This is a genomic window from Candidatus Termitispirillum reticulitermitis (assembly GCF_054655775.1).
In genome coordinates this window covers 1-13,612 of the sequence record NZ_BAAIHG010000005.1, presented here as the reverse complement: position 1 = coordinate 13,612, position 13,612 = coordinate 1, and the positions used below count along the sequence as shown (strand labels likewise).

The following is a 13,612-nucleotide window of genomic DNA, read 5'->3' as shown; positions in this document are numbered from 1 at the left end:
AATGCTGGTTCCAACACTCCCAACAAAAGCAAACACTAAAGCTTTATACCCCTATACGTGACAGGATAATACATTATATCATTTTTATCAACGTTTATTTTAGTTTTTCTATATATACATTTATCAAGCCAAAATTTACCCTGAACAGTGAGTTTATGTCTATCGTCAATAAAACCAACCTTGTACAACTTATCAAGATATTGTTTTGTCTGCTCTTTTGTAAGATTCATACGTTTATGCAAGCTTTCTGCCTTAACTCCTCTCAATAAGAGTGTCGCAACATAAACTAAATTCATATCCTTTTTTTCTCTTAAAGATTCGCATAATTTCAAAGCTTTCTTATATTGCTTGTTGTGCCATAATATTTCATTTAATCTGCTTCTATGTTGCAAATCATCTGAAATATCGCGAATTATTTTATCGTTAGGAGAGCCAAATAAAGATGGAATCTTTCCTACTGGTTTCCACAAAATACTAGGAACATTATTTGGAATAGAGTTATAGAATATAACACTTGCAAAGGTTTCTTTATATCCACTATTTGCTTTATATTTTTTTAATATCTCTTTAAGTTCCTCTTTTAAGTCTTCTGGAAAAAATGGTTGCTCTAAACACTTATATATCGTTCTGTGAGGATAGTTTCGCTTAATGCATTCCTCTCCTTTATTATAGACAACGTATGCCAAGAAAGCTATCTCAATCTTTTTAAGGGATTCTAAACTTCTCAGTGACCTTAATATTTCTAATTTGGGTTGCTTAATAAAATTGTGTGTCCTAGTCCCAGAAGCAATTATATCATCAACAAAAATTACATTTTTAATGCCACAAGCCTTTAAGTGCTCTTTAGTTGGCTCTAAGTAAAATTTTTTGGAATATTTCTTACATATTCCTTTTAAAATATTTCCGAGACTATCCTCACTTCCGTAAATGTTTTTATTGTCATTAGGGTGCTTTATTGTATAAAGACCAATTCTTGATTTAATTGTTTTATTAGTTTTGCGTTCATCAAATATTTGACATAGCTTAGTTTCAATACCGTCCCTGAATCGTTCATACGAAACAAACAACAAACAATCTAACATGATTGAAAGGGCATAACGGTCTTCAGTGTAAAAATTTTCTAGCCATTTTTTAGCTTCTGGGTGAGAAGATAAGTATGATTTTTCATAATTACTATCACTTAATGTATTTATGGGCATTACATTACCTCTAACAAGAACTCCAATAAGCTTATCATGCATTTCTTCGTTAGTCAAACTTATATCAAACCATATATTTCAACATCAGGATAGTGTTTAACATTTCTAGTCCACAGCTTTATATTATTTGATATAGCTGTGGTGGCTATCATACAATCAATATCCCCAAGTGTTATGCCTTTAGCACGATAGGTGCCACGTCTATCACCAGCGAGGGTGGCAACCGCCATACTTAGTGGCAGTATATTCATTGCGTTGATTAGGGTGTTGATAGCATCCCTTTCATGAAAACGTGCACCCGAAAACAGCTCATACACAGATAGCGGGCTTATACAAGCATATCCGTCAACAAGCAAAGGCTTTAAGGTATTGAACACCGCCCTATTCCCACGTAGATATTCTATCAACACATCAGTGTCAACTAAAATACGTTGATTAGGTTCTCCGTGCAAGTTCGCCCTCGCTACGCATAGCATTGACAGCAGTCACTCCATCAATGTCGCTAGGAATTGCACCGAACACTCCAAGAGCTTTTTCAACATTAGCACGTTGAATGTAGTCAGTCAAGAGCATTGACACTAACCCGCTAAAGTTATGCTGTCCTTTGACCTGTGCATAAACATCATCAGCGATTGATATTGTTTTCTTTACCACAATTCACCCCTACTCCATAATAACATATTTTAGTATGATTAGCAAATAAGAATTTGTCACAGGTTCATCCTCCTACCCCCTCACATACCCCTCAAACAGTTCTATTGATTGTTTCAGCCTCTCCCTTATTCCGCTTAACTTGTCGTCAGACTTTTGATGTGCGGTTAATTTCTCTAGTTGTCCTTTAAGTGTGAATGCCTTTGTAAAGTCAATGCGACAGCCCGCAAACAACACCCAAAAGATAAGCCCGCACAGATAGGTTTCGGCAACTGCGCTATTATCAAACCTGTACCGACCTAAATTCTCCCCAAAAAGTGTCTTGAATGCAGATTCAAACTTAGGCATATTTTCCATATACCTGCTTGCCGCAAGTCCACGCTTGCCCTTTTCACTCTCAACAATATCAGACACGTAGTTCATAACATAAACATTGAGCTTATTTGCATAGCCCCTTGCTATTGCCGAATAGCTTGCTGAAGGAATATTCTTAATACTTTCTTTTTTAAGATAAGCATCATAAATGGGCGATACGATTGCTAAATATCGTGCAAAATCAAGTTTTTCTTTGGCAACCATACAATATCGCAAAAAGTCAGGTTTGAAAAACTCAACGAGTTTCGGTCTTATCCAGTAGAATGCGGCACGTGTCTCCTCGTGAGAGAGTCCCACACTTGTCGTGTTTATATTGCGGAATATATTAGCGAACAGTTTCTTGCCGTCTTCGCTATTACCTGATAATGTGTCTATGTAGGAGAAGCCTAGCTCGTGGTTAGCAAGAAAATCGTCATCCACCAGTTTAGAGATAGACGCTGCACTCTCAATAAGTTTCTTATCTACCTTGCCATCCTTGAAAGATGTCATACTTTCAATTCTGAAATACCCCTCCTTTTCAAGCTGTTTCCTAAGATTATCCACTGACGGATTTTTTAGAGTGTTATAGATTTTCTGAATGCTTTCAAATGTCCACTCTTTTGTTCCGCGCGTGTTAGCCACAATGTCCTCGTCATCTTCTTCAAGGATATTTCTGCCATCTTCCCACCAAAAGCCAAGATGAAATAGCAATATAGACGTTAGACGTTGTTGCCCATCAATAATGTATATGCCAGCTTCAACGTCTTGAGCCCCCGTAAACATAGCATAAGTGACAGGCGGAATAAAAAGCCCCTCATTGATACTTTCAATCAACTTTTTAGACCTATCTAACGTCCAAACAAAACTTCTTTGATATTTAGGCAGTTTTAGGGCGTTAGCTCCCGTCAACATCATATTTACCCAAGTTTTAAGAGAATTACTGCCATAATGAGTCTCATATTTTTTCATCTTGTCTCTCCCAAAAGACGTTAATATTAACCCCTTATAGCACTAAACTGAACGTCCGTCAAGGCGACTATAAAACACTTACTCTTGACACCCCCCTCCATTCGTTGCTATTATTTAGCTATGTCGCACGATAGATATGAAACGCCGCTTGCTGAGCGATATGCCAGCAAAGAGATGCTCGCTCTGTTCTCGCCTGATAAGAAGTTCTCCACTTGGCGCAAACTATGGATTGCCCTTGCTGAGGCGGAAAAAGAGCTTGGACTACCCATTGCGGACGGGCAAATCGCCGAAATGCGGGCTAACATTCTGCCCATAGACTACGACTATGCTAGGGAGATGGAGCGCAAGTTTCGCCACGATGTTATGGCGCATGTCCACACATTCGGCAAGGCAGCCCCAAGTGCAATGCCGATTATCCACCTTGGGGCAACTAGTTGCTACGTAGGCGACAACGCCGACCTGATAATAATGCGTGAGGCACTTACACTAATCCGCGCAAAAATCGTCAACGTTCTATCTAACCTAAAAACGTTTGCCTTGCAATATAAATCGTTGCCAACATTGGGTTTCACACACTTTCAGCCCGCACAGCTCACCACAGTGGGGAAACGCGCTACACTCTGGATGGAAGATTTGCTGATAGACCTAGAAAGTATAAATTTTGTCATATCTAGCCTAATGTTTCGTGGCGCAAAGGGAACAACTGGCACACAAGCATCTTTTATGAGCCTATTTGACGGCAACCACGACAAGGTGAAAAGGCTTGACAGACTAACAGCTGAAAAGATGGGTTTTGAACGTATTCAGCCCGTCACGGGGCAGACGTATAGCAGAAAACAAGACTCCAAAGTGCTTGCGGCACTTGCGGGTGTGGCGGAATCAGCCCATAAGTTCGGCACGGATGTGCGACTGCTAGCGCACCTAAAAGAGGTTGAAGAGCCTTTTGAGAAGGGGCAGATTGGCTCTAGTGCTATGGCGTATAAACGCAACCCTATGCGCTCGGAACGGATTTGCTCGCTGGCGCGCTTTGTCATAAGTCTTTCGGCTAACCCATACTACACGCACGCTACGCAGTGGTTTGAGCGAACGCTTGACGACTCCGCCAACCGCAGAATGAGCATATCAGAGGCATTTTTGAGTGCTGATGCTATACTAGAATTGCTAATAAACATAACAGGCGGGCTTGTAGTCTATGACAAGATAATCGCTCGCAGGGTGGCAGAAGAACTGCCCTTTATGGCAACTGAAAATATAATAATGGAAGCTGTTAAAGCGGGTGCTGACAGGCAAGCTATGCACGAACGCGTGCGGATTGCGTCTATTAAGGCGGCGGATAACGTAAAACAGTTAGGCTTAAAGAATAATATGTTAGAGCTATTAGCAAACGACAAAGAGATTCCTTTATCGGCAGAACGCATCCGTAAGCTACTGAACCCCCAAGACTACACCGGGCGCGCACCTGAACAGGTAGCGGAATTCATAGAGGAACATATAAACCCAGTATTAGACGAGTATAGCACAGCACTGGGCAAGGTAGTTGATATTAAGGTGTAATTAGTGTCTCACGTCTTTAGCCAGCGTGCGTTCCATACGTTCTTGAACGCGCGTCAAACCCATAACCAGTGCTAGGTAAATGAATGCGGTAATAAACAGTGGCATACTTTGAAACGTCCGCCCTTTGATGCCATCCGCAGCCTTTGTTAAATCACGCACTGCAATGTAGCCCGCAATAGATGTTTCCTTTAACAGCGAGATAAACTCATTGAATAGTGCGGGTAAAATATTCTTGACTGCTTGTGGCAGGATAATGATGCGCAACGTCTGCCAGCGTGTCATCCCTAGCGAGCACCCCGCCTCTGACTGTCCCTTGGGGATAGACATAAGCCCCGCACGGATAATCTCCGATATATACGCACCCGAATTGATGCCGAAACCGAATATGCATGCCTCAAAGCCACCCTTGAAAGCAACCGTATAGAGGATTAACAACTGTATCATCAGCGGTGTGCCACGTATACTAGTCGTATATACATTGCACAGCTTGCCTAATATGGTAAATATAATGCTAGGCGTATTTGCCTGCTTGTTGGTATAGTCTATATAGCGGACAAAAGCAACGAATGTGCCTACAAAAGAACCCATAAGGCAAGCGACAAGCGCAAGAATGATTGTATTGCCAAGTCCAGCAAGATACAGTTGCCAACGCTCATCAGCGATGACTGATACGAAAAACTTGTAGCGGAATGTAGCGACGTCTAAATCAGCCCAGTCATCAAACATCAAACACTCCTATAAGAAAAGAATCTCCCACCTATCGGGGGGAGATTCTCTATTTGGTCACTATTGCTTCGGGAACGACTTGTTAACAGCAGCATCTAGCTCGTCTTGAGCACCCTTAGCTTGGAATTGTTGCCAAGCAGCCGCTTCGTTCTTGAGACTAGAGTTCACAGAATCTTTTACAGACTTCTGAAGCGTATTAGCATCAGCAGCCATTAACACATACAGTTCGTTGCAAGGCGAAGCCCACATTGCTTTCTGCTTAGTGCCAGTCAGCGTTTGGCTTGATACTTGCTTTGACACGTTAGCAGTTACCCTGTCAACGACAGCTGAATCGCCAACGCCAGTTTGTTGTGTGAAGTCTTTCAGCATATTTTCAACTTTCACTTCCAACGTCCTAGCCATTTCATCGCGCGCACTACCTTGAGCTGCCGTGCGGGCAAATTGCACCCCAGCAGGTCCAATCTTTGCAGAACCAACGCCATTCAGGTATTCACCTTCAGCACCGCCAGATAATACCCAATCAGGTGCACCAGTCAAACAACCGGGAGCCGCCGCAGCCGCTACACCTGCAGGTTTCGGGCTACTGCCAACACAAGCTACAGCAAAAATAGCTATACCAGCCAATAATAACAACTTTTTCATTAAGATTCTCTCCTCCTAATATGGTAGTATTTTTAATGTTAACACCCAAACGTCCAGTTGTCAAATATTATTTTTATTGGTATAATTACCAATGCTTGACGATATATTCTTAAACGCGGATAAGCTACCTGCTCTCATAGAAGACTATTACCCCCGCACCAACCAGCTGAAGGCGGCTAATCTCATAGGAGATGCCCTATGTAACTATAAAAACCTTATTTTAGAAGCTCCAACTGGCAGTGGTAAAACAATGGCTTACTTAGTGCCACTCTTTGCACAGGGCAGACGCGTTATAATATCTACCAAGACAAAACAGCTGATGCAACAGCTATACAAGAAAGACATTCCCGTTATAAAAGCCCTATTTGGTGACAGGAGCGTGGCTGTGCTGAAAGGGCGCAAAAATTACCTCTGCCCACACAGGTTTATGCGCTGGGTTTATCCAAACGCCATATTCTACGCAGATGTGATAGAATGGTATGAACGCCAGCAGCAGGAATCTATCATAGAAGTGCCACGCGGAATGTTTGATGCAGGCATAACCGACAAGATGAGTGCCGACAGCAAGCAATGTATCTACAATAAATGCCAGTATTATAAAACCTGCCCTTTTTACCTAGCGCGTGAGGCAGCAAATGCGGCAAATGTCATTATCACGAACCATCACCTTGTGTTTAGCGACATCGCCATGAAACTGAGCAAAGACTCTATGGGACAGGTGTTTAATCCAGTTGAGCACGTAGTCTTTGACGAGGCGCATTCCGTAGCTGACATATTTGCCGTCTTTGCGGGGATAGATATATCGCTCAAGCGTATAATCAATAGCCTAGAGGAGCATAAGGACAAGCTGGACTTTGAGAAATTTACGGCACTTGCAAAGCACTATGAAACGCTTATCATCAAGCTCGCTGACGGCAAGGTGCTGTATGACGGTGTGCGCGAACTAATCTATCCATTCATAGACACCTGTATAGAGCTGGTGCGGGATGCAAACGATAGCGACCTAAAGGATGAATGGACGCAGTGGAACGATGCTTTCACCGAGCTGGACAGCAAACACGAGGACGAAGGTTTGCGCGTAGCGGAAAAAATCAGAAAGGACGTCACCCTGCGTTTTATGCCATTGCACGTTGGCGATGAGCTGGCACGGGGGTTAGACGAATTAACTACATCATCTATCTTTGTGAGTGCGACTATTGCTGCAAATGGCAGTTTTGACTACTTTTTGCGTGAAACAGGGCTTGTCAATATGGTGGATGCAGACAACATTAAAACGATGCCTCCCACATTTCAGATGAATCAGCAGGCGTTGCTCTACGCACCGGACATAGCCCATACGGAAGATGAAGCAAAAAATAAGCTGATTTCAAAATTATTGCAATCTTTAGATGGCTCTGCGCTGGTTATCTGCAATAGCATAAAGCGGATGAATAATCTAGTAGATGCACTCTCAATAGATATGATGCACAAAAAGCACGTAATATCCCAAGAGGATGGAGACTGGGAGGACTTTACATCAGCAGATGACAAAGTGCTAGTGGGTTGTGCAATGTTGCGTGAGGGGATAGACTTAGCGCGAGGCAACTTTCGCATGGTTATATTGGACAAACTGCCATTTGAATATTTCAAGGATTTATACTACGAGCGTAAGATGAAACTAGTAGAGGATGAGACAGGTTCTAGCTTTAATAATTATTACCTACCAAGGGCGGTTCTATACTTCAAGCAGGCAGTAGGCAGGTTGATACGACACGAAAGCGACAAGGGGTTATTAGTGGTGCTTGATAATAGAATAACGAAACAACGTTATGGCAAGAGCTTTTTACAGGCTGCATCAGGTGCTAGGGTCACAAACGATTTTAGTGAAGCTATTGAATTCACAAGGTAAAACAATTGCAAGGCGTGAGAGCGAACAACGTGAGCTTTAGTCTTAGAGCAGATTAAAATGCGGTTATAACCGCCTTGAAATATTGAATAGTTTTATCAAGTCCTTCATCTAGCATTACTTGTGGCTCCCAGCAGAGTTTTTCTTTTGCGAGGGTTATATCGGGGCGTCGTTGTTTCGGGTCGTCGGCAGGCAAGGGTTTGTATATTATTTTTGACGAACTGCCAATTTTAGCCACTACCTTTTCTGCCAACTCGTTCACGGTGAATTCGCATGGATTGCCGATATTGACTGGTCCTGTGAACTCCTTGGGACTGTTCATCATCCGCACTATTACCTCTATCAGGTCATCAACATAGCAAAATGAACGCGTCTGCGAGCCATCTCCGTAGATAGTGATGTCTTTAGACTGCAATGCTTGGCAGATAAAGTTGCTGACAACACGCCCATCATCGGGGTTCATCCTAGGTCCATAAGTGTTAAATATGCGGACAACCTTTATATCAATCTTTTCTTCCCTGTAATAGTCAAAAAATAGACTTTCGGCACAGCGTTTGCCCTCGTCATAGCAAGCGCGGATGCCTATCGGGTTCACATTGCCACGATAGCTTTCACTCTGCGGGTGTTCCAGCGCATCGCCATAAATCTCTGATGTAGATGCCTGCAAAATAGTCGCACTATTCTTTTTTGCCAGTTCCAGCATATTCAGCCCGCCTATAATGCAGGTTTTAGTGGTCTGAATAGCCATTTTTCCCTGATATGCAGGGGGAGATGCGGGGCAGGCGAGGTTATAAATCTGGTCTATGTGTTCATCTAGTTTGAGTGGTGTAGTGATATCGTGCTCTATAAACTTGAAATTAGGTGATTTTATTATGTCAGATACATTATCAAGACTGCCTGTGTAGTTGTTATCCACGCAGACAACAGCGTGCCCCTCGCTGATAAGCCTTACACACAAATTTGAGCCGAGAAACCCCGTCCCGCCAGTAACTAATATCCGCTTCATATTTATATCAGTAATATAGCAGATTTTTTATAGATTGCAAATGCCTTGTATTACTTATTATTCTTTAGCAAACTAGCTCCAGATATACCGGGGGTAGTCATTTCCTGCGGGTCCAGTATAATATCAAGCTCTTGTTGTGTCAGTATTTTATCGCGCAATATTATTTCACGAACAGGCTTACCCGTAGATATTGCTTCTTTAGCAATCTTCGCCGCTGCCTTGTAGCCGATATGCGGGTTTAGGGCGGTAACTACACCAACCGAACTATCTACATAATCATTCATACGCTGTTTATTGGCTACTATCCCTTCAAGCAGATATTGACGAAACACTCTAAAAGAATTCGTCATTATAGACATTGAATTTAACAGGTTATAGACGATGACAGGCTCCATTACGTTCAACTCAAACTGTCCCGCCTCGCATGCCATAGAGATTGTCAAGTCGTTGCCTATTACTTGAAATGCTGATTGGTTCACTACTTCAGCCATTACAGGGTTGACTTTGCCCGGCATTATAGAGCTACCGGGCTGACGTGGTGGCAAGAGTAATTCGTTCAACCCGCATCGCGGACCGGATGCCATTAGACGTATATCGTTGCAAACCTTTGACATCCCCACCATGCACACTTTTAATGCTGAGCTGATTTCTATATATGCATCGGCGTTTTGCGTTCCATCTACAAGGCTTTCTGAATTAGATATGTCATAGCTCGTCAATTTTGCCAGCTCTTTAACCACATTCTTTATATAGTTCACATCAGCATTCAAGCCTGTGCCTACCGCTGTTGCGCCTATATTAACAGCCAACAAGCTCTTTGATGCCGTTGATATGCGTGCAATGTCTCTATCAACTAACCTGCGATATGCATCAAATTCCTGCCCTAATCGAATAGGCACAGCATCTTGCAGATGCGTGCGTCCCATTTTTAGAACACCATCAAACTCCTTTGCTTTGTCAGTGAACGCTTTTGACAGCTTATTCATCTCGTCAATCAGTGCTGTTGATAGGTCTAACGCAGCAATGCGTATAGCTGTAGGGAAGGCATCATTTGTGCTCTGCCCCATATTTACGTGGTCGTTTGGGTTGATGAGGCTGTAATCTCCACGTTTCTTGCCAAGCAATTCTGTGGCACGATTAGATATTACCTCGTTAGCATTCATATTTATAGATGTGCCCGCCCCTCCTTGAATTGGGTCAACAACAAACCACTCTGTCAGCTTGCCACTTAATATTTCATCGCAAACCTTGACAATAGCGTCTGCTATATTTGCTGAGAGCTGCCCTGCGGTCTTGTTTGCCAAAGCTGCTGCCTTTTTAACTATAACTATTGCACGAACTAGTGCAGGATGTAGCTTTTGTCCAGTGATTGGGAAATTCTCAACTGCTCTTGCTGTCTGCGCTCCGTAGTAAGCCTCAACAGGGACATTAATCTCGCCAATAGAATCACTTTCTTTACGATAGTCCATAGCCACCTCCTTATATTTTATTCTCTTTGCATTAAAATATAACCTTAACTATTTCAGGTTGTCAAGACTAAATTTATAATTGGGTTATAAAATTAAAAAGAATAATAATGGTAAATTTGCTTTGTTAGCTAATCATGTGGTAAAGATATTGCTTTAATCTTGAAATGATATAAAATGGGGCGTTATGAAATTTTTTAAGACAAAAACTCTATCATTTAAGATACGTACAGGCATTGTAGCACTATTTATTGTAGGGCTGGTGTTTGCTGTGGTATCGCTTGGTGTGTTCTCTATTACTAAAAATCGCATGAGCGACATATCTGAAATAGCAATGCCCCTATCTGATGCTATGAATGAGTTCACCGACAAATATAACCGTATGCGCTACTACACTACCCTATACTTCACTCACAGCGAAGATTCTTACTACAAGTTCCTATCAGAATACTACGCAATGACCATAGACAGCACAAACACAGTCAAGGCTATAACGGCAAACTATGATTTACACGGCGACGCAGCCAGCGACTCAAACATTACGACTTCTGTTAATACTATAAGTGACACACTAGATAGCTATAAGAAACTGATTGACGAAGAGAAAAATGCCATCGCCTCTGTCAAAAAAGATATTGACGAGCTTGTGCGAATACACGGCTCTTTCTCTAAAGAGCTTGAAAGCACGTCTGCATGGGTGGTCTCGCTACTTACTCTAACCAAAGACGGCACTGCAGGTTATCGCTCGCTTATAGGGCGGGTATCATTGGCATTAAATATCTGTCGCCACATGGATGTAGTGTTGCAAAAAAACACTGACGCTCTAATAATCGCTACAAATACGATATCTATAGACCATGTAACTAAGCTCTACAATGATGAGCTTAAAGCTGTCAGCAACAGTATACAGCAACTCGCTGATAATATGCAGAATTCACAAACGCGTAACTATGTCAGCAAGATAACCGTCCATTATAACAAATACATGGAGACTTTTGACCGCTCACTTGAGCAGCTGGCTACCGTCTCCGCTATAAGAAGTGAGCGTGGCAAGCTTGAAGATAGGATTGTTCTTCTAACTGAGGACATTAAAGAGCTAACTAGCAGCAACACAGTTCTCAAAGCTACCGACTTATATACGCTCGCCAATAGAGCCAGTAACGTGATTGTTGTAGCAGTGCTGGTATTTGTTGTAGCTGGCGTGATTATAATATTTTATCTAAAGGATAATGTTATTAAAAAAATAGTGGGCTTTGTCAATACGATGGCAAACTATAACGCTGATTCAAGCGATTTAACGCGCAGACTCAATGCTGACTCAACAGATGAAATAGGCAAACTCGCAAGACACTTCAATGTTTTTGCCAGTAGTGTTCACAATATTATAGGCGATGTTAAATCAGTTGCTGACGAAGTTGCAAGTAGCAATGACGAGCTTGCAACAACTATTGGGCAGATAGCCCTAGCTTTCAATGGGCAATCAGAAAATATATCCTACGTGGCTACAAAGATGAAGTCTATCAACGACCACACCCATGCCATGACCAACAGCTTGACTAAAAATATAAACGATATGGACACGGCAAAGAGCCATGTGGAACAGGGGAGCACTCAGCTAAAGTATATCCTTGCTAATATGGACAGTATTAGGAGCAACACGACAGCACTAGGCTCTACAATAAAGAACCTGAGAAATTCGTCTGACGACATAGGTGAAATTTTGAATGTAATAAACGACATCGCCGACCAAATCAATCTACTGGCACTAAATGCTGCTATAGAGTCTGCTAGGGCTGGTGAGGCTGGGAGAGGTTTTGCCGTAGTAGCAGATGAAGTCCGCAAACTGGCAGAGCGCACACAGCGTTCTACAAACGAGATAGCTGCCATAATCAACAGTTTACAGAAAGAGGCTGAAATAGCGTCAAAAGAGATGCAAGATGCCGATATTAGCGTGGATAAGGGCATAGAAAGCGTTGCGCTGGCTGGCACTCAGTTCTCTTCTGTAGTGGAATCTGTTAATGATATTTCTGCCACGACTGCCGATATTAACGATGTCATCAATAATCAGTTTGATATGATAAAGAGCGTGAACGACAACATGCAGTCAATGTCTGTCGGTGTGGAAGAAAACGTTCAGATATTAGACAACGTGGTTGTTACCGTCCAGCGTATGCAAGCGCGGACTGAGACACTCAGGAAAAGCCTCGTTAAGTTTAAGGTATAGAGGAGAATTGATGCTATACGGACATCCTACTAGAGCGGAAATAAATCTATCCGCTGTCAGAAGCAACGTGCGTTTATTTAAGAATAAAATTGCCCCTACTGCACGGTTTTGCGCCGTAATAAAGGCTGATGGCTACGGACATGGTGCTGTTCCAATAGCTAGAGAGGCAATTGATGCAGGAGCAGACTATTTAGCCGTAGCAGTCCTCTCTGAGGCACTAGCTCTGCGAGATGCTGGTTTTATTGCACCGATACTGGTGCTGGGGCATACCCCATATATACAATCTCACGTGCTGGTAGCAAACCATGTAACCCCTACTATCTTTACTATGGAGCAGGCACTCTCAATATCAAATGCGGCAACTGAGCTACGGCAAAAAGCAAAGATACATGTAAAGGTTGATACGGGGATGGGCAGACTCGGAATGTTTCCCCGCGATGCCACAGAGCTGGTAACAACCATAAATAAACTGCCAAATATTGAAATAGAAGGTATTTATACGCACTTTGCACTAGCTGATGCTACTGATAAGAGACACACGATGAATCAGATACATCTTTTTGGAGATGTTCTCACAGCGATAAGAGATGCGGGCATAAAAGTGCCAATAGTTCACACTGCAAACAGTGCCGCTACTCTTGATATGCCTCAAACTCACTTGGATATGGTGCGGGTTGGAGCTGCTATGTATGGATTGAGCCCATCACCTAATAGTAGGAATACGGCATCTTTAATACCAGCTATGAAACTTATGACACAAATAGCAATGTTAAAAGAAGTCCCTGAGGGCACTTCAATCAGCTATGAGGCGAACTACGTAACGACAAAACCTACACGCATTGCCACGCTGTCTATAGGTTATGCAGACGGCTGGAGCCGTAAGCTATCAGGGAAAGTAGAAGTAGTGGTGGGCGGTAAGCGCGTACCTATTATTGG

The 13,612-nt window shown here is 42.6% G+C and carries 12 protein-coding genes; 4 read left to right on the top strand and 8 right to left on the bottom strand.

Annotated features, from left to right (window positions below):
* Window positions 1-35: 35 nt before the first annotated feature.
* From AC1MDJ_RS01290 to AC1MDJ_RS01275, 4 genes are all read right to left on the bottom strand, one after another.
* Entirely contained in the window at window positions 36-1,256 is a 1,221-nt protein-coding gene (locus AC1MDJ_RS01290; protein ID WP_479689147.1) for a phosphoribosyltransferase-like protein, read from the bottom strand.
* A 2-nt stretch (window positions 1,257-1,258) separates the two neighbouring features.
* Window positions 1,259-1,675 (bottom strand): PIN domain-containing protein, encoded by a 417-nt coding sequence (locus AC1MDJ_RS01285; RefSeq protein ID WP_479689146.1) that lies wholly within the window; start codon window positions 1,673-1,675, stop codon window positions 1,259-1,261.
* Window positions 1,635-1,853 carry a hypothetical protein gene (locus AC1MDJ_RS01280; protein ID WP_479689145.1) on the bottom strand — a complete coding sequence of 73 codons (219 nt, stop codon included), beginning with the start codon at window positions 1,851-1,853 and terminating at the stop codon, window positions 1,635-1,637. The genes AC1MDJ_RS01285 and AC1MDJ_RS01280 overlap by 41 nt, the downstream gene beginning before the upstream one ends.
* Before the next feature lie 72 nt (window positions 1,854-1,925).
* The gene (locus tag AC1MDJ_RS01275; RefSeq protein WP_479689144.1) at window positions 1,926-3,173 is read right to left on the bottom strand and encodes a GmrSD restriction endonuclease domain-containing protein; all 1,248 of its coding nucleotides are present in this window, start codon (window positions 3,171-3,173) and stop codon (window positions 1,926-1,928) included.
* Window positions 3,174-3,293: 120 nt separating this feature from the next.
* On the opposite strand from AC1MDJ_RS01275, the gene purB reads away from it, so the two are divergent.
* On the top strand, window positions 3,294-4,727 hold the full coding sequence (gene purB / locus AC1MDJ_RS01270; protein WP_479689143.1) for an adenylosuccinate lyase: 1,434 nt from the start codon (window positions 3,294-3,296) through the stop codon (window positions 4,725-4,727).
* Here purB and AC1MDJ_RS01265 read toward each other — a convergent pair whose 3' ends face one another.
* Window positions 4,728-5,453 (bottom strand): amino acid ABC transporter permease, encoded by a 726-nt coding sequence (locus AC1MDJ_RS01265; protein ID WP_479689142.1) that lies wholly within the window; start codon window positions 5,451-5,453, stop codon window positions 4,728-4,730.
* Between the two features lie 60 nt (window positions 5,454-5,513).
* Complete coding sequence (locus AC1MDJ_RS01260) at window positions 5,514-6,095, bottom strand: LPP20 family lipoprotein (RefSeq protein ID WP_479689141.1); 582 nt, start codon at window positions 6,093-6,095, stop codon at window positions 5,514-5,516.
* A gap of 91 nt (window positions 6,096-6,186) precedes the next feature.
* Between AC1MDJ_RS01260 and AC1MDJ_RS01255 the strand changes: the two genes are divergently transcribed.
* Window positions 6,187-7,983 carry an ATP-dependent DNA helicase gene (locus AC1MDJ_RS01255; RefSeq protein WP_479689140.1) on the top strand — a complete coding sequence of 599 codons (1,797 nt, stop codon included), beginning with the start codon at window positions 6,187-6,189 and terminating at the stop codon, window positions 7,981-7,983.
* 52 nt (window positions 7,984-8,035) lie between these two features.
* Here AC1MDJ_RS01255 and AC1MDJ_RS01250 read toward each other — a convergent pair whose 3' ends face one another.
* Together AC1MDJ_RS01250 and aspA are read right to left on the bottom strand one after the other, a co-directional pair.
* Window positions 8,036-8,986 carry a UDP-glucuronic acid decarboxylase family protein gene (locus AC1MDJ_RS01250; protein ID WP_479689139.1) on the bottom strand — a complete coding sequence of 317 codons (951 nt, stop codon included), beginning with the start codon at window positions 8,984-8,986 and terminating at the stop codon, window positions 8,036-8,038.
* A 50-nt stretch (window positions 8,987-9,036) separates the two neighbouring features.
* Entirely contained in the window at window positions 9,037-10,455 is a 1,419-nt protein-coding gene (gene aspA, locus AC1MDJ_RS01245) for an aspartate ammonia-lyase (RefSeq protein ID WP_479689138.1), read from the bottom strand.
* A gap of 184 nt (window positions 10,456-10,639) precedes the next feature.
* Between aspA and AC1MDJ_RS01240 the strand changes: the two genes are divergently transcribed.
* Both AC1MDJ_RS01240 and alr read left to right on the top strand, forming a co-directional pair.
* Window positions 10,640-12,676, top strand: coding sequence for a methyl-accepting chemotaxis protein (locus AC1MDJ_RS01240; RefSeq protein WP_479689137.1), 2,037 nt, complete (start codon window positions 10,640-10,642; stop codon window positions 12,674-12,676).
* 10 nt (window positions 12,677-12,686) lie between these two features.
* A partial coding sequence (gene alr / locus AC1MDJ_RS01235; RefSeq protein WP_479689136.1) for an alanine racemase occupies window positions 12,687-13,612 on the top strand: 926 nt, incomplete at its 3' end.

What these genes read in the sequence shown, in the direction of transcription:
- AC1MDJ_RS01285 (WP_479689146.1), bottom strand. Translation starts at nt 1,675, where the DNA reads ATGCTATGCGTAGCGAGGGCGAACTTGCACGGAGAACCTAATCAACGT.
- AC1MDJ_RS01275 (WP_479689144.1), bottom strand. Translation starts at nt 3,173, where the DNA reads ATGAAAAAATATGAGACTCATTATGGCAGTAATTCTCTTAAAACTTGG.
- purB (WP_479689143.1), top strand. Translation starts at nt 3,294, where the DNA reads ATGTCGCACGATAGATATGAAACGCCGCTTGCTGAGCGATATGCCAGC.
- AC1MDJ_RS01265 (WP_479689142.1), bottom strand. Translation starts at nt 5,453, where the DNA reads ATGTTTGATGACTGGGCTGATTTAGACGTCGCTACATTCCGCTACAAG.
- AC1MDJ_RS01260 (WP_479689141.1), bottom strand. Translation starts at nt 6,095, where the DNA reads ATGAAAAAGTTGTTATTATTGGCTGGTATAGCTATTTTTGCTGTAGCT.
- AC1MDJ_RS01255 (WP_479689140.1), top strand. Translation starts at nt 6,187, where the DNA reads ATGCTTGACGATATATTCTTAAACGCGGATAAGCTACCTGCTCTCATA.
- AC1MDJ_RS01250 (WP_479689139.1), bottom strand. Translation starts at nt 8,986, where the DNA reads ATGAAGCGGATATTAGTTACTGGCGGGACGGGGTTTCTCGGCTCAAAT.
- aspA (WP_479689138.1), bottom strand. Translation starts at nt 10,455, where the DNA reads ATGGACTATCGTAAAGAAAGTGATTCTATTGGCGAGATTAATGTCCCT.
- AC1MDJ_RS01240 (WP_479689137.1), top strand. Translation starts at nt 10,640, where the DNA reads ATGAAATTTTTTAAGACAAAAACTCTATCATTTAAGATACGTACAGGC.